Raw genomic sequence first — 15,050 nt, forward strand, 5'->3', positions numbered from 1 at the left:
CGGGCCGCAGGTGTTGCCCCCTGCAAGGGGGTTGGCGAAGCGACACGAAGTGCGCGAAGCCTGGGGGTCAGCCCTGTTCAGCGGCCAGGCAGAGGTCGGCCCAGGCGCGTGCCTTGTCGGCGGGATTGCGCAGCAGGTAGGCAGGGTGGTAGGTCGCCACCACCGATGCGCCGCCGGCGGAAGCCAGCGGCACGGCGCGGCCGCGCAGCTTGCCCAGCGGGTCGCCGCTGCGCATCAGGCTTTGCGCGGCCAGCGGGCCCATTGCCAGCACGATGCGCGGTGCGAGCGCGGCGGCATGCTCGTCGAAGGCCTCGTCCATGGCACGCGGGCTGCCGGGCTGGCCGGCGGCCACGCCACGGTGGGTGCGCATGAGGTGCACGGGGGTCTTGCCGTCGTGCAGCTTCAGCGCACGCAGCATGTTGTCGAGCAGGCGGCCGGCGTCGCCCGCGAAGGGTTCGCCGTGGCGGCCGTCGGCCTCGGGCGGCATGTCGGCCACGACCAGCCAGCCGCCCTGTGTGGATTCGGTGCCGGCGTCGGCATAGAGACGGCAGGGCGCCTCGACCAGCACGGCGGCGCCTCCGGCCAGTGGCGCAGCGGCCGGACGGACAGCCGGTGCGGGGGCGGCACGGGTGCCGCGACGGGCCGGGCCACGAGCGGCGGCGGTGCGGCCACCGGCATTTCAGCCTCCACGCGCTCGCGGACGACCGCCATCTCTTCGGCGGCTGCAGCGGAAGCCCTTCCAAGCGCCGCCTCGGCGGCCTCGGGCACCGGCCACCAGACCTTCACGCCCATCTCGTCGAGCATCGCGCGCCGGCGGGCGTCGAGCTTCAATGTCTGCACCGCGCTCATCGCAAGGCTCCCCAGGCGCTGCCTGTTTCATTCAAGCGCAGGCTCATGACGACCGCGTCCTCGCGCTTGCCGTCGTGCGCCGGGTAGTAGCCCTTGCGCACGCCGACGCTGCGAAAGCCGTTGCGCAGGTAGATGTCGAGTGCGCGCTGGTTGCTCTGGCGCACCTCGAGCCAGAGCCACTGCGCGCCCTCGGCCCGCGACCAGCCGCCCAATGCCTCGAGCATGAGCGGCGCCCAGCCCTGGCGCTGGAAGGCCGGCGCCACGGTGATGTTCAGCAGGTGCACCTCGTCGACGCCCTTCATGGCGACGTAGTAGCCGATCAGCGTCTCGCCCAATTGGGTGAGCGGCGAGCTCACCCCGGGCGCCATGCCGGGCGCCAGCAGGCACTGGCAGTGGTAGCCCACGGCCATGGAGTCGGTGAAGTTGGCGCGCGTCCACGGATGGCTGTAGGCCGTCTGCTCGACCGCGCAGACGGCATCGATCCGCTCGACGGTGAGCGGTTCGAGGCGGGCTTCGACGGGCTGGAGGACGGCGCTCATGCGATCAATGGGCTGCTGCGGCTGCGGCCGCCTTGATGGCGGCGCGCTCTTCGGTGGTTTGCGCCACTTTATCGCGAACATAGAGCGGCCAGGCCTGTGCCGCCGGCACGGTGCGCCCGGCCACGAGCAGCGCGGGGGCCAGCCGCAGCATCGCGGTGGCGGTCGGCAGCGCGTCGTGGCGGGCGGCGGCCGGGGCCAGGCGCGAGCCGTAGGCGGCGAAAGCGTTGCCGGCGAGCGCCCAGCCGGCGGGCACTTCAAGCGCCTCGGGCGACAGCAGCAGGGGCTCGTCGTTCCCGCCGAGCGGGCCGTTGGCCTCGAAGTCGTAGCGCGCGGCGTAGAGCTGGTCCATGCGCGCATCGAGCACGGCGACCACCTGTTTCGCGCCGAAGGCGTGGCGCGCTTCTTCGGCCACGGCGAGCAGCGTGTCGACCGGCAGCAGCGGCACGTTGGCGCCGAAGGCCAGCCCCTGCGCCACCGAGCAGGCGGTGCGCAGGCCGGTGAAAGAGCCGGGGCCGCGGCCGAAGACGATGGCATCGAGTTCGCCCAGCGCGAGCCCGGCTTCGCCCAGCAATCGCTGGATCAGCGGCAGCAGGGTGGTCGAGGCTTGCGCGCCGCCCACGCCGTTGTGGGCGTGCAGCGTGTCGCCGTGCAGCACGGCCACCGACAGGTGCTCGGTGCTGGTGTCGAATGCGAGCAGCTTGGGCAAGACGAGGGGCATCCGCCGATTATCGAGGGGCGGCCAATTCCCGGGCTCATGCGCCGTTATCGCTGCGCAGAATCGCCAGCCCCGCCTTGCGCAGCGGCGCCAGCGCCCGGGCCGGCACGTCCGGCGACACCAGCAGGCTGGTGGCCGATGCCACGGGGTTGACCACCCACGCCGAAGCCGCCCCGATCTTTTCCGACGAGGCCAGCACGACCGTCTCGGCCGCCGCCGCCATCAGCGCGCGCTTGATCTCGGCTTCTTCCAGGTCGCCCGTCGTCAGCCCCGCCTCGGCGTGCACGCCGGTGACGCCCATGAAGTACGTGTCGGCATGGATGCGCGCAATGGCCGCCATCGCCGCCGAACCGACCGCCACCACTGAATGCTTGAAGAGGCGCCCGCCGATCAGCACCACCTCGATGCCGGCATGCGCCACCAGCTCGATGGCCACCGACGGGCTGTGCGTGACCACGGTGGCCTGCAGGTTCGCCGGCAGATGGCGCGCGAGCTGCACGGCGGTGGTGCCGCCGTCGATGAACACCACCTGCCCCGGCTTCACGAGGCGCGCGGCCGCACGGCCGATAGCCACCTTTTCGTCGGGCGCGAGCTGCTGGCGCCGCGCGAAGTCGGCTTCGGCCGCCGCGACCGGCAGCGCACCGCCGTGCACGCGCTGCAGCAAACCTTCGGCCGCCAGCTCGCGCAGGTCGCGGCGGATGGTGTCTTCCGACAGGCCGAGTTCGTCGCTGAGCGCCTTCGCGACGACGTTGCCGTCGCGCTTCAGGACCGAAAGGATGTGTTGCTTGCGCTGGCTGGTGAGCATTGCCCGATGGTACTGGCGTGGCCGTCGCATTGCACGTTTTTATTTGTTTTTGCACGAATATGCACGTATGCTCGCAGCCATGACCATCCAAGACCGCGTCCGGGTGCACGAAGTCACCCTCCTTTCCGACAACTGGTACACGCTGCGCTCCACCGCCTTCGACTGGCGGCGCAACGACGGCCAGTGGCAGCGCATGCACCGCGAGACCTACGATCGCGGCAACGGCGCCACGCTGCTGCCCTACAACCTCGCGCAGCGCAGCGTGCTGCTGACGCGGCAGTTCCGGTACCCGGCCTTCGTCAACGGCCACGACGGCCTGCTGATCGAAGCCGCGGCCGGCCTGCTGGACAACGCCGCGCCCGAGGAGCGCATCCGCGCGGAGGTCGAGGAAGAGCTCGGCTACCGCCTCGGCGCGGTGCAGAAGATCTTCGAGAGCTTCATGAGCCCGGGCTCGGTCACCGAGAAGCTGCACTTCTTCGTCGCGCCGTACGAGTCCTCGATGCGCATCGGCGCGGGCGGCGGGCTGGCGGAAGAGGGCGAGGACATCGAGGTGCTGGAACTTGGCATCGACGAGGCACTGGCGATGGTGGCCGACGGCCGCATCGCCGACGCCAAGACGGTCATGCTGCTGTACCACGCGAAGCTGCACCTGTTCCCGCCGAGATAATCGGCGCATGCCTTTTGCCCTCCGCCGCGCCGCCTTCGCACTGACCCTCGCAACGCTGGCCTCGGCCAGTGCATTCGCCCAGCAGGCCCTCCCGACCCAGGTCGAAGCCGCCCTCGCCCGCGCCAAGGTGCCGCGCGAGTCCGTGACCATGCTGGTCGCCGAAGCCGACGGCACGCGCCAGCCGCGGCTGGCCTGGCGCACGCAGGCGCCGGTGAACCCGGCGTCGATCATGAAGCTCGTCACCACCTACGCCGCGCTCGACCTGCTCGGCGCGGCCTACAGCTGGACCACGCCGGTCTATGTCGACGGCACGGTGAACAACGGCGTGCTCAACGGCAACCTGTACATCAAGGGCCAGGGCGACCCCAAGCTGGTGCTCGAGCGCGTGTGGCTGCTGCTGCGCCACGTGCAGGGGCTGGGCATCACCACGGTGAGCGGCGACATCGTGATCGACCGCAGCGCCTTCGAGACCACGGTCGAGGGCGACCCGTCCGCCTTCGACGGCGAGCCGCTGCGGCCCTACAACGCCTCGCCCGACGCGCTGCTCGTGAACTTCAAGTCGGTCAACATGACTTTCGCGCCCGACCGCACGGGCCAGATCGCGCGGGTGAGCTACGAGCCCCCGCTCGCAAGCGTGGCGATGCCCCCCACCGTGGCGCTCGTGCCCGGCGAATGCGGCGACTGGCGCGGCACGCTGCGCGCCGATTTCTCCGACGTGAACCGCATCCGCTTCAACGGCGGCTTCCCGGCCGCCTGCGGCGAGAAGAGCTGGGCCGTGGCGTACGGCGACCCGCGCACCTACGCCATGCGGGCCATCGGCGGCATGTGGGCCGAGATGGGCGGGCGCGTGGGCGGGCAGATGCGCGAAGGGCGCGTGCCGGCGGGGCTGAAGCCGGCCTTCGAGTTCGAGTCGCCGCCGCTGGCCGAGGTGATCCGCGACATCAACAAGTACAGCAACAACGTGATGGCGCAGCAGCTGTTCCTCACGATCGGGCTCACGCAGAAGAACCGCGGCACCTTCGAGGCCTCGCGCGCGGCGCTGGGCCAGTGGTGGCGCGAGCGCATCGGCACGGGCGAGGCGCAACCCATGTTCGAGAACGGCTCGGGCCTGTCGCGCGACGAGCGCATCAGCGCGGCCGCGCTCGGCAAGATGCTGCAGGTGGCATGGCGTTCGCCGGTGATGCCGGAGCTGATGTCCTCGCTGCCCGCCATGGGCGTGGATGGCACGCTGAAGAAGCGCACGCTGCGCTCGGGCGGCTCGGCCCACCTGAAGACCGGCACGCTGCGCGATGCCTCGGGCGTAGCCGGCTACGTGGACGGTGCGAGCGGCCGGCGCTACGTGCTGGTGGCCATCGCCAACGGCGAGAACGCGGGGGCCGCGCGCGCCGCGTTCGACGCGCTGGTCGACTGGGCCTCGCAGGACAACTGACGGCAGCTGGCGGGCCTGCGCGACCCTGCCGGGTACTGAAATCTTCTGATGGCAAATGCCGCTTGCGCGCGGCCATGGCACTGCACAGAATCGGACGGTCGTTCTATTCAGTACAAATCCAACGCAGGAGACATGCCTTGACAAAGCCACGCCCCCCCTCGTTCGTCCTGATGCGCAAGACAGCCGCCTTGACGGCGCTCGCAGGCGCAACCCTGTTGCTGCTCTCCGCCTGCGGCGGGGGGGACGGTGGCGGAGGAGGCATCGGCGTTGGCTTTCCGCCGCCCGCAGTCGACACCGGCCGGGGCTCGGTGGTCACCAACCCGCCCGAGCAGACGGCCAAGCTGACCGCCGACCAGTTCAAGGCTAGCCTGCAGGCCAGCGACCAGGGCAAGGCGGTGCTGCAGGTGGCCGGCACGCCCAAGTGCGGCATCGACGTGCGCTACCTCGAATACCGCACCATCGGCGCGAAGAACGAGGCGACCAACGCCACCGCCGCGATCATGGTGCCCACCGGCGCCGACGTGGCCTGCGGCGGCCAGCGGCCCGTGGTGCTCTATGCCCACGGCACCACCGCCGCCAAGGCCTACAACCTCGCCAAGTGGACCGACAGCACGCAGCCGGCCGCAGGCGAGGGCCTGATGATTGCCGCCATGTTCGCGGCGCAGGGCTACATCGTGGTGGCGCCCAACTACGCGGGCTACGACAAGTCGACGCTGCCCTACCACCCGTACCTCGACGGCGACCAGCAGGGCAAGGACATGGTCGACGCGCTCACGGCCGCGCGCAAGACCTTCTCGGGCATCGACGCGAACGACGCCGGCTCGCTGTTCATCACCGGCTACTCGCAGGGCGGCTATGTCGCGATGGCGGCGCACCGCGAGATGCAGGCGACGGGCAAGACGGTGACGGCCTCGGCGCCGCTGTCGGCGCCCTCTGCCATCAGCCTGTTGTCCGACTACACCTACCTGGGCTGGCCGGCGCTGGGCTCCACGCTGTTCGTGCCGCTGCTGTCGACCAGCTGGCAGCAGCAGTTCGGCAACGTCTACAACGCCACCAGCGACATCTACGAAGCGCAGTACGCCACCGGCATCGACACCCTGCTGCCGAGCCTGACGCCCGGCACGCTGTTCTCCAGCGGCAAGCTGCCGCAGCTGGCGCTGTTCCCGGCGAATGCAACGCCGGGGCCGGTGAGCCCTTCGCTGTCGATCTTCTATGGCGCCAACAACCTGATCAAGCAGAGCTTCCTGACGCAAGCGGCCGGCGACATCCTGGCCGCGCCCTGCCCTGGCAACGCACTGCCGGCCACGGCGGCGTCGCTGAGCACGACCTCGCCGCTGGACTGCAAGCCTTCGACGGGCTTGCGCAAGGCGGCCGTCGCCAACGACCTGCGCAACTGGGTACCGATCCGGCCAATGCTGATGTGCGGCGGCGCCAACGACCCGACGGTGAACTTCCTCAGCACCCGCGCCACCTCGGGCTACTTCCGCGCCAAGGGCGTGCCGGCCGCCGCGCTGGCGGTGGTGGACCTGGAGGATTCGGCCGCGATCGACGCCTACTCGACCGCGCGCGCCGGCTTCGCGCAGGCCAAGGACCTGCTGGCGCAGAACACAGCGGGCAGCGCGTCCGACAAGGCGCAGGCGGTCATGCTCGCGTACCACGGCACGCTGGCGCCGCCGTTCTGCCTGGCATCGGCGCGGGGCTTCTTCCAGGGCGTCTTGGCAGCGGGGGGCTGAGCGAGACAGAGCCCACTCCAGAAATACCGCGGAACCGGCTGTGCCGGGCCGCAGGTATTGCCCCCTGCAAGGGGGTTGGCGGCCACACGAAGTGGGCGAGCCTGGGGGTTAGCCTGGTTCAGGCCGCAGATGCTCGCTGCAAACGATCACGCACGCCTTCCCACTCGTGCGTGTCGGGCGGCGACTCGACCCAGATCAGCTTGACGCCCTGCGCATCGAACTCGCGCAGCACCGCGAACAACAACTGGGCGCTCGCCGCCGCGTCGTCGGGCATGCGCCGCAGCACTACGCGCTGCGAACGGCTGCGCATCGGGGCGCGCGACCAGACGGCGATGTGCGCGGCGTTGGCACCCAGCACGTCGAGGCCGGTCTGGATGGCCTTGGCGTCCATCAGGCGCACCTTGGCGTTCGGGGCGTAGTGCGCCTCCAGCGTGCCCGAGGCGCGTGGGTCGGGCGTCTCGAGCACTTCGCGGTCGCTGAGCTTCTCGCCGCAGGCCGCCTCGATCTGCGCGCGCGTAATGAGGCCGGGCCGCAGCAGCACGGGCGCGCCGCGGCTGCAGTCGACGATGGTCGACTCGATGCCGACCTCGCACGCGCCACCATCCACGACCAGCAGTGCACCGCCGAACTCGTCGAACACATGCTGCGCCGTGGTCGGGCTGATGCGGCCGAAGCGGTTGGCGCTCGGCCCTGCGAGGCCGGGCACGCCCTGCTCGGCACAGGCTTCGAGCAGCGCCTGCGCCACGGGATGCGAAGGGCAGCGCAGGCCGATGGTGTCCTGTCCGCCCGCCGCCGCCGCGCCCACGCCGGGCTGGCGCGTGACGATCAGCGTGAGCGGGCCGGGCCAGAAGACCTGCACGAGCTTCTGCGCGAAAAGCGGCAGCGGCTGGGCGAAGCGCGACAACGACTCGGTGCCCTTGATGCCGGCCGCCACGTGGACGATCAGCGGGTGGTCGGAGGGCCGCCCCTTGGCCTTGAAGATGCCGGCCACGGCCATGTCGCTGCTCGCGTCGGCGCCCAGGCCGTAGACGGTTTCGGTCGGGAACGCGACCAGCCCGCCCGCGCGCAGCACGCGCGTGGCTTCGGCGATGGCTTCGGGGGCGTGGCCGTCGAGGATCATGCGAGGTCGGCGGTGATCACCGCCGGCAGGCCCAGCAGCTGCGCGGCCTGCGAGGCCGTGGTGCGCACGGCTTCGAGCGTGGCGCCGGTGAGCGTGAGGTGGCCCATCTTGCGGCCGCGCCGCGGGTCGATCTTTCCGTAGAGATGCAGGTGCACGCCCGGCAGCGCGAGCACTTCGCTCCAGCGCGGCGACACGGGCTTGGCAGCCTTGTCATCGCCCGCGGGGAACCACAGGTCGCCCAGCAGGTTCAGCATGATCGCGGGGCTGTGCTGGCGCGGCGCCGCCAGCGGCAGGCCGGCGAGCGTGCGCACCTGCAGCTCGAACTGCGACACGTCGCAGGCTTCCATCGTGTAGTGGCCGCTGTTGTGCGGGCGCGGCGCCATCTCGTTGACGACCAGCGAGCCGTCGGCCAGCGCGAAGAACTCGACGCACAGCACGCCGACGTAGTCCAAACCGTTGGCAATGCTCTTGGCCGAGTTGATCGCGCCCTGCGCCACCGTCTTCGGCATGTTCTGCGGATGCACCTCGGTGACGGCGAGGATGCCGTCGCGGTGCAGATTGCGCTGCGGCGGGAAGTGCACGATCTGGCCGTCGCGGCTGCGCGCGAGGATGACCGAGCATTCGAATTCGAGGGGCAGCATTTTCTCGAGCACGCAGGGCACGCAGCCCGTGGCCTGCCAGGCGTCGACCAGCTCGGCGCGCGTCTTCACGCGCTGCTGGCCCTTGCCGTCATAGCCCAGCCGCGCGGTCTTCAGGATGCCGGGCAGCAGCCCGTCGTCGACGGCGGCAAGCTGCGCCGCGGTTTCGATGACTGCGTAAGGCGCGCAGGGCACGCCGCAGCGGGTGAAATGGGCCTTCTCGGCGATGCGGTCCTGCGCGATGGCGATGGCCGAGGCGCCGGGCGACACCGGCCGCGCGACGGCCAGGTGCTCCAGCGAGGGCGCCGGCACGTTCTCGAACTCGGTCGTCACCGCGTCGGCCAGGCCCGCGAGCCGGGCGAGGCCGTCGATGTCGTCGTAATCGGTGTGGATGTGGTGGTGGCTCACGCGGCCGGCGGGGCTGTCGGTGTCGGGGTCGAGCACCGCAGTGAAGTAGCCCATGCGCTGGGCCGCGTGGGCGAACATGCGCCCCAGCTGTCCGCCGCCGAGCACGCCGAGCGTGGCGCCCGGAAGAATGGGCAGGTCGCCGTTCTGGCTCACAGGGCACCTCCGCCTTGCGGCGAGAAAGGAGAAACGGGAGGCGCCTCCGCGGCGGGGGCCGGCGGCAGCGTCATGGCTTCGGCGGCGGCGGTCTGCGCCGTGCGGAAGGCGTCGAGCTTCGCGCGCAGCGCCGGGTCGTTCACCGCCAGCATCGCCACCGCGAACAGCGCCGCGTTGGCTGCGCCCGCATTGCCGATGGCGAAGGTGGCCACCGGCACGCCCTTGGGCATCTGCACGATGCTGTAGAGCGAATCGACGCCCTGCAGATGGCGGCTGGCCACCGGCACGCCGAGTACCGGCACCGTGGTTTTCGAGGCCAGCATGCCCGGCAGGTGCGCCGCGCCGCCCGCGCCCGCGATGATCGCCGTGAGCCCGCGCCCGGCGGCGCTTTCGGCGTATGCGAACAGCGCATCGGGCATCCGGTGGGCCGAGACCACCTTGGCTTCGTGCCCGATTCCGAATTGCTGGAGAATCTCGACCGCGTTGCGCATCGTCTCCCAATCGGAGTTCGAGCCCATCACTACACCGACCTGAATGGTTTCGTTCATGGTTTCAATTTTACGTTTCACCCTCAGTTGGTTCCGATGATCGACATCACTCTCGAAAATTTCCAGGCCGAACTGATCGAAGGCTCCGTCGCCACGCCGGTGCTGCTGGACATCTGGGCCGAATGGTGCGGCCCCTGCAAACAGCTCGGCCCGGTGCTCGAAAAGCTCGAGGTCGAGTACGCCGGCCGCTTCACGCTGGCCAAGCTGGACGCCGACAAGGTGCCGCAGATCTCGTCGCAGCTGTCGGAGATGTTCGGCGTGCGCAGCATTCCGTTCTGCGTGATGTTCAAGGACGGCCAGCCGGTGGACGGCTTCGTCGGCGCCATCCCGGCCGAGAAGATCCGCGAGTTCCTCGACAAGCACGTGCCGGGCGCCGACGAGGCCGAGGCCGCCTCGGAGGAAGCAGCCGCGCAGGAAGCGCTGGCCGAAGGCGACACGGGGAGCGCTCTCGAAAGACTGCAGCACGCCGTGGCCACCGACCCCGCCAACGACGACGCCCGCTTCGACTACATCAAGCTGCTGCTGCAGGAAGGCCGCCACGACGACGCCAAGGTCGCCTTTGCGCCCGTGATCGCCAAGACCACGCTGGTGCGCCGCTTCGATGCGCTGCAGCGCTGGATGGACGCTATCGATTTCGCAGCACCGCCTACAGGCACGGCGCCCGCGATGGCCGATTTCGAGGCGAAGATCGCCGCCAACAAGCGTGACTTCGACGCCCGCTTCGGCCGCGCCCGCCTGCTGATGGCCGCGCAGCGCTGGACCGACGCCATGGACGAGCTGCTCGACATCCTCATGCGCGACAAGACCTGGAGCGAAGACCTCGCCCGCAAGACCTACATCGCGATCCTCGATGTGATCGAGCCGCCGAAGGTGAAGGTGGCCGACGGGCAGATTCCGCCGGACGATCCGGTGGTGGCAACCTACCGGCGCCGCCTGAGCAGCGTGGTGCTGAGCTGATGCGAAAGCGGCCTGCGGGCCGCTTTTTTCATGGCCTCCCCCGTGAACGCGGCGGCATTGGCGAGCGGGGCCTCGTCGCATACGATCACGCCCGATTCAACTTGTTGCAAATTCGAAAAGGAAAGACCGGCCATGCGCTCCTTCGCCCGCCTCGCCCGCCGCACCGCGCCCCCCGTTCTCGCCGCGACGGCGCTGCTGGCCGTCCTGACCGGCTGCGGGAGCGGCATCAGCCTCGACGAGCCGATCGAAGGCCCAGCCTGGCAACTGGTTCAGCTGGGCGACGAGCCCGTCGCGCCCGGCAACGGTGCGCAGGTGCAGTTCGATCGCAGCAGCGGGCGCCTCAGCGGCTCGGGCGGCTGCAACCGCCTTTCTGGCACGTTCACGCGCAGCGGCATCTCCCTGAAGATCGGCCAGTTGGCCTCGACCCGCATGGCCTGCACCGACCCAGCGCGCGGCGCCAACGAGGCGCAGTTCATTTCCGCCCTGCAGAGCACCGCGAGCTACAGCCTCGCGGGCCCCGAACGTCTTGCACTGCTCAACGCCAGCGGTCGGACCGTGGCAACGCTGAGCACCAGCGGACGCTGAAAGAAGAAAAAGACCGGGATCAGCCCGTCAGGCGCTCGAGCGCCTCACGGTACTTGGCCGCCGTCTTCTCGATGACCTCGGCCGGCAGGCGCGGCGCCGGGGGCGTCTTGTCCCAGGGCTTGCCGTTGATCTTGGTGGCTTCGAGCCAGTCGCGCACGAACTGCTTGTCGTAGCTCGGCGGGTTGGTGCCGGCGGCCAGCGCGGCCTGGTAGCCCTCGACCGGCCAGTAGCGCGAGCTGTCGGGCGTGAGCACCTCGTCCATCAGCACCAGCGTGCCGGCTTCGTCCAGGCCGAACTCGAACTTGGTGTCGGCAATGATCATTCCCTTGGCCAGCGCGATCTGCGCGGCGGTCTCGTAGATCTCGATGCTGGTCTCGCGGATCTGCTGGGCCAGCTTGGGGCCGACGATCTCGACCACGCGCTCGTAGCTGATGTTCTCGTCGTGCTCGCCGGCTGCGGCCTTGGCGGCGGGCGTGAAGATCGGGCGCGGCAGCTTGCTGGCATTGGTCAGGCCCTCGGGCAGCGGCACGCCGCAGACCGAGCGCGATTCCTGGTATTCCTTCCAGCCGCTGCCGGCCAGGTAGCCGCGCACCACGGCCTCGACCGGGATCGGCTTCAGCCGCTTGACCAGCATCGAGCGGCCCGTGACCTGCGGCACTTCGTCGGGCGTGACCGCGCTCTCGGGCGCGTCGCCGGTCAGGTGGTTGGGACACAGCTGGCCGAGCCGGTCGAACCACCACAGCGCCATCTGCGTGAGGATCTCGCCCTTGCCGGGAATGGGCTCGCCCATGATCACGTCGAAGGCGCTGAGCCGGTCGCTCGCGACCATCAGGATGCGGTCTTCGCCAACGGCGTAGTTGTCGCGCACCTTGCCGCGCGCAAGCAGGGGCAGGCTCTGGATGGAGGAGGTGTGGACGGTGGTCATGGGAGCAACGGCAAATGCGGTGGGAACGTGGGACGGTGAAAGCGGATTGTGCGCGCAGAAAAAAGCCACCGCGAACGGTGGCCTTCGAATCACGGCGAAGTTTTAGATGACTTCTTGCGCCAGTTCGCCCTTAGCGTACTTGGCAGCGACCACCTGCAGGCTGTCGCCCTTGACCTTCGCGCCCTGGCCTTCGCAGCCGAACTCGATGTAGCGCTGCTTGCAGATCTGCTTGGCGGCTTCGCGCGCGGGCTTGAGCCACTCGCGGGCGTCGAACTTCTCGGGGTTCTCGGCCAGGAATTTGCGCACCGCACCGGTCATGGCCAGGCGGATGTCGGTGTCGATGTTGATCTTGCGCACGCCATACTTGATGGCTTCCTGGATTTCCTCGACCGGCACGCCGTAGGTTTCCTTCATGTTGCCGCCGTGCTTGCGGATGATTTCCAGCAGGTCCTGCGGCACCGACGACGAGCCGTGCATCACCAGGTGGGTGTTGGGCAGGCGGGCGTGGATTTCCTTCACGCGCGAAATCGACAGGATGTCGCCCGTGGGCTTGCGCGTGAACTTGTAGGCGCCGTGGCTGGTGCCGATGGCGATGGCCAGCGCGTCGAGCTGCGTGGCCTTGACGAACTGGGCGGCTTCTTCCGGGTCGGTCAGCAGGGCCGAGTGGTCGAGCACGCCCTCGGCGCCGATGCCGTCTTCTTCACCGGCCAGGCCGGTTTCGAGCGAGCCCAGGCAGCCCAGTTCGCCTTCGACGGTCACGCCGACCTTGTGCGCCAGCTGAACCACCTTGCGGGTCACGTCGACGTTGTAGTCGAACGAGGCCGGCGTCTTGCCGTCCTCGTGCAGCGAGCCGTCCATCATGACGGAGGAGAAGCCGAGGTCGATGGCGCCCTGGCAGATGGCCGGGCTCTGGCCGTGGTCCTGGTGCATCACCAGCGGGATGTTCGGGTACTGCTCGATGGCGGCCTGGATCAGGTGCTTGATGAAGGCTTCGCCGGCGTACTTGCGCGCGCCTGCGCTGGCTTGCAGGATGACGGGCGCGCCCGTTTCCTTGGCGGCCTCCATCACGGCCTGGACCTGTTCGAGGTTGTTGACGTTGAAGGCCGGAATGCCGTAGCCATTGGCTGCGGCATGGTCGAGCAGTTCGCGCATCGAGACGAGTGCCATGGGGAAATACCTCGCTGGAATTAGGGGAAGAAGAAGGCGGAAAGACGAGAGAAAACTGCCGCAATTCTACCGAGCCCCCTTGTGGGACGGCACTGACGCCGATTTGGCGCCCCCTGTCCTCAGATCGGCAGCTGCGTGGTCGACAGCACCTGCTTGAGCACCACGAAGGTCCGGATCTGCCGCACGCCCGGCAAGTACAGCAGCTGCTCGGCATGCAGGCGGTTGAAGCTGTCGCTGTCGCGCGTGCGCAGGAGCATGAAGTAGTCGAACTCGCCCGTGACCACGTGGCATTCGAGGCAGCCCGGCACCTTCTGCGCGGCCTTCTCGAAGTCGGCGAAGGAATCGGGCGTGGAGCGGTCGAGCACTACGCCGATCATCACGAGCATGCCGAGGTCGAGCGCGTCGGGGTCGAGCAGCGCGACGATGCCCTTGATGAGCCCCGCCGCCTTGAGCCGCTCGACGCGGCGCAGGCAGGCGGCGGCGCTGAGGTTGACCTTGGCGGCCAGCGCCACGTTCGAGAGCGAGGCGTCGCGCTGCAGGGCGCGAAGGATGGCGCGGTCGGTGCGATCCAGCTCCGGCGGAATACGCAATTTTGTTGTGCTCATTACTCTTTCTGTGGGATAAAAACATTCGATCTGGTCATCGTGCATTTTTTTGTCGATCGAATCCAGAAAATTTTGCAAGCACGTTGCGAGCCGTTCTTCCTACGATCGAAGGCCCCAACGCACTGGAGCCTCCGCCATGAATCTCAAGAAATTTCCCCGCCACGCCCTGACCTTCGGCCCCTCGCCGATCCACCCGCTGAAGCGGCTGAGCGCGCATCTCGGCGGCAAGGTCGACCTGTATGCCAAGCGCGAGGACTGCAACAGCGGCCTGGCCTTCGGCGGCAACAAGACGCGCAAGCTCGAATACCTGATTCCCGAGGCGCTCGAGGGCGGCTACGACACGCTGGTGTCCATCGGCGGCATCCAGTCGAACCAGACGCGGCAGGTCGCCGCCGTGGCCGCGCACCTCGGAATGAAGTGCGTGCTGGTGCAGGAGAACTGGGTCAACTACTCGGACGCGGTGTACGACCGGGTCGGCAACATCGAGATGTCGCGCATCCTCGGTGCCGACGTGCGGCTCGATGCGGCGGGCTTCGACATCGGCATCCGCAAGAGCTGGGAAGAGGCCATGGCCGACGTGCGCAAGGCCGGCGGCAAGCCGTTCCCGATTCCCGCGGGCTGCTCGGAACACCCGCGCGGCGGCCTCGGCTTCGTGGCCTTCGCCGAGGAAGTACGCCAGCAGGAAGCCGAGCTGGGCTTCAAGTTCGACTACGTCGTGGTCTGCTCGGTCACCGGCAGCACGCAGGCCGGCATGGTGGTGGGCTTCGCGGCCGACGGGCGGGCCGACCGCGTGATCGGCATCGACGCCTCGGCCAAGCCGCAGCAGACCTACGACCAGATTCTTCGCATTGCGAAGAACACGGCCGAGCTGGTCGAGCTGGGCCGCGACATCACCGAAAAGGACGTGGTGCTCGACCGCCGCTTCGGCGGCCCCGAGTACGGGCTGCCCAACGACGGCACGCTGGAGGCCATCCGCCTGTGCGCGCGCTTCGAAGGCATGCTGACCGACCCCGTGTACGAGGGCAAGTCGATGCACGGGATGATCGAGAAGGTGCGGCTGGGCGAATTCCCGGCCGGCTCGAAGGTGCTGTACGCGCACCTGGGCGGCGTGCCCGCCCTGAACGCCTACAGCTTCCTATTTCGTAACGGTTGAGTGCCAGTAACACCGCGGAACCGGCTTTGCCGGGCCGCAGGTGTTGCCCCCGGC

The 15,050-nt window shown here is 69.1% G+C and carries 17 protein-coding genes; 6 read left to right on the plus strand and 11 right to left on the minus strand.

The window, feature by feature from the left end; translation table 11 throughout:
- Window positions 1–67: 67 nt before the first annotated feature.
- The 4 genes from ACEOAB_RS28320 to ACEOAB_RS28335 form a co-directional block, all read right to left on the minus strand.
- Window positions 68–568, minus strand: coding sequence for a uracil-DNA glycosylase family protein (locus ACEOAB_RS28320; protein WP_495653272.1), 501 nt, complete (start codon window positions 566–568; stop codon window positions 68–70).
- Window positions 569–845: 277 nt separating this feature from the next.
- A complete protein-coding gene (gene rimI, locus ACEOAB_RS28325) occupies window positions 846–1,388 on the minus strand; it encodes a ribosomal protein S18-alanine N-acetyltransferase (protein ID WP_056592904.1) in 543 nt (180 codons plus the stop codon).
- Window positions 1,389–1,392: 4 nt separating this feature from the next.
- Window positions 1,393–2,106: a tRNA (adenosine(37)-N6)-threonylcarbamoyltransferase complex dimerization subunit type 1 TsaB gene (gene tsaB, locus ACEOAB_RS28330; protein WP_495653273.1), complete on the minus strand. Its 714-nt coding sequence runs from the start codon at window positions 2,104–2,106 to the stop codon at window positions 1,393–1,395.
- Window positions 2,107–2,140: 34 nt separating this feature from the next.
- On the minus strand, window positions 2,141–2,908 hold the full coding sequence (locus ACEOAB_RS28335; RefSeq protein WP_495653274.1) for a DeoR/GlpR family DNA-binding transcription regulator: 768 nt from the start codon (window positions 2,906–2,908) through the stop codon (window positions 2,141–2,143).
- Window positions 2,909–2,987: 79 nt separating this feature from the next.
- Between ACEOAB_RS28335 and ACEOAB_RS28340 the strand changes: the two genes are divergently transcribed.
- The 3 genes from ACEOAB_RS28340 to ACEOAB_RS28350 all read left to right on the plus strand — a co-directional run bounded on the left by ACEOAB_RS28340 (window position 2,988) and on the right by ACEOAB_RS28350 (window position 6,737).
- Entirely contained in the window at window positions 2,988–3,575 is a 588-nt protein-coding gene (locus tag ACEOAB_RS28340) for an NUDIX hydrolase (RefSeq protein WP_413751348.1), read from the plus strand.
- Window positions 3,576–3,582: 7 nt separating this feature from the next.
- Window positions 3,583–5,004, plus strand: coding sequence for a D-alanyl-D-alanine carboxypeptidase/D-alanyl-D-alanine endopeptidase (gene dacB / locus ACEOAB_RS28345; protein ID WP_495653275.1), 1,422 nt, complete (start codon window positions 3,583–3,585; stop codon window positions 5,002–5,004).
- 170 nt (window positions 5,005–5,174) lie between these two features.
- On the plus strand, window positions 5,175–6,737 hold the full coding sequence (locus ACEOAB_RS28350; protein ID WP_413749545.1) for an alpha/beta hydrolase family protein: 1,563 nt from the start codon (window positions 5,175–5,177) through the stop codon (window positions 6,735–6,737).
- Window positions 6,738–6,855: 118 nt separating this feature from the next.
- Here ACEOAB_RS28350 and ACEOAB_RS28355 read toward each other — a convergent pair whose 3' ends face one another.
- The 3 genes from ACEOAB_RS28355 to purE are packed head-to-tail and all read right to left on the minus strand — an operon-like array spanning window position 6,856 to window position 9,604.
- Window positions 6,856–7,857 (minus strand): L-threonylcarbamoyladenylate synthase, encoded by a 1,002-nt coding sequence (locus ACEOAB_RS28355; RefSeq protein ID WP_495653276.1) that lies wholly within the window; start codon window positions 7,855–7,857, stop codon window positions 6,856–6,858.
- Window positions 7,854–9,056 (minus strand): 5-(carboxyamino)imidazole ribonucleotide synthase, encoded by a 1,203-nt coding sequence (locus ACEOAB_RS28360; RefSeq protein WP_413749542.1) that lies wholly within the window; start codon window positions 9,054–9,056, stop codon window positions 7,854–7,856. Before ACEOAB_RS28360 ends, ACEOAB_RS28355 begins: the two co-directional genes overlap by 4 nt.
- Window positions 9,053–9,604 carry a 5-(carboxyamino)imidazole ribonucleotide mutase gene (purE, locus tag ACEOAB_RS28365; RefSeq protein WP_413749541.1) on the minus strand — a complete coding sequence of 184 codons (552 nt, stop codon included), beginning with the start codon at window positions 9,602–9,604 and terminating at the stop codon, window positions 9,053–9,055. The genes ACEOAB_RS28360 and purE overlap by 4 nt, the downstream gene beginning before the upstream one ends.
- 36 nt (window positions 9,605–9,640) lie before the next feature.
- Here purE and ACEOAB_RS28370 point away from each other — a divergent pair, with 36 nt between their 5' ends.
- On the plus strand, window positions 9,641–10,561 hold the full coding sequence (locus ACEOAB_RS28370; protein ID WP_056592928.1) for a tetratricopeptide repeat protein: 921 nt from the start codon (window positions 9,641–9,643) through the stop codon (window positions 10,559–10,561).
- Here the strand turns inward: ACEOAB_RS28370 and ACEOAB_RS28375 are convergent.
- The gene (locus ACEOAB_RS28375) at window positions 10,525–10,695 is read right to left on the minus strand and encodes a hypothetical protein (RefSeq protein WP_157610090.1); all 171 of its coding nucleotides are present in this window, start codon (window positions 10,693–10,695) and stop codon (window positions 10,525–10,527) included. The two genes, ACEOAB_RS28370 and ACEOAB_RS28375, sit on opposite strands and share 37 nt — an antisense overlap.
- On the opposite strand from ACEOAB_RS28375, the gene ACEOAB_RS28380 reads away from it, so the two are divergent.
- Complete coding sequence (locus tag ACEOAB_RS28380) at window positions 10,694–11,146, plus strand: META domain-containing protein (protein WP_413749540.1); 453 nt, start codon at window positions 10,694–10,696, stop codon at window positions 11,144–11,146. The two genes, ACEOAB_RS28375 and ACEOAB_RS28380, sit on opposite strands and share 2 nt — an antisense overlap.
- Window positions 11,147–11,165: 19 nt before the next feature.
- Here the strand turns inward: ACEOAB_RS28380 and ACEOAB_RS28385 are convergent, their stop codons facing one another.
- From ACEOAB_RS28385 to ACEOAB_RS28395, 3 genes are all read right to left on the minus strand, one after another.
- On the minus strand, window positions 11,166–12,071 hold the full coding sequence (locus tag ACEOAB_RS28385; protein WP_056592934.1) for a phosphoribosylaminoimidazolesuccinocarboxamide synthase: 906 nt from the start codon (window positions 12,069–12,071) through the stop codon (window positions 11,166–11,168).
- Window positions 12,072–12,173: 102 nt separating this feature from the next.
- Complete coding sequence (fba, locus tag ACEOAB_RS28390) at window positions 12,174–13,238, minus strand: class II fructose-bisphosphate aldolase (protein WP_413749539.1); 1,065 nt, start codon at window positions 13,236–13,238, stop codon at window positions 12,174–12,176.
- A 119-nt stretch (window positions 13,239–13,357) separates the two neighbouring features.
- On the minus strand, window positions 13,358–13,843 hold the full coding sequence (locus tag ACEOAB_RS28395) for an Lrp/AsnC family transcriptional regulator (RefSeq protein ID WP_413749538.1): 486 nt from the start codon (window positions 13,841–13,843) through the stop codon (window positions 13,358–13,360).
- Window positions 13,844–13,979: 136 nt separating this feature from the next.
- On the opposite strand from ACEOAB_RS28395, the gene ACEOAB_RS28400 reads away from it, so the two are divergent.
- Window positions 13,980–14,996, plus strand: a complete 1,017-nt coding sequence (locus ACEOAB_RS28400; protein WP_056592939.1) for a 1-aminocyclopropane-1-carboxylate deaminase — start codon at window positions 13,980–13,982, stop codon at window positions 14,994–14,996.
- Window positions 14,997–15,050 lie beyond the last annotated feature (54 nt).

It is taken from the genome of Variovorax sp. Varisp53 (genome assembly GCF_059491555.1).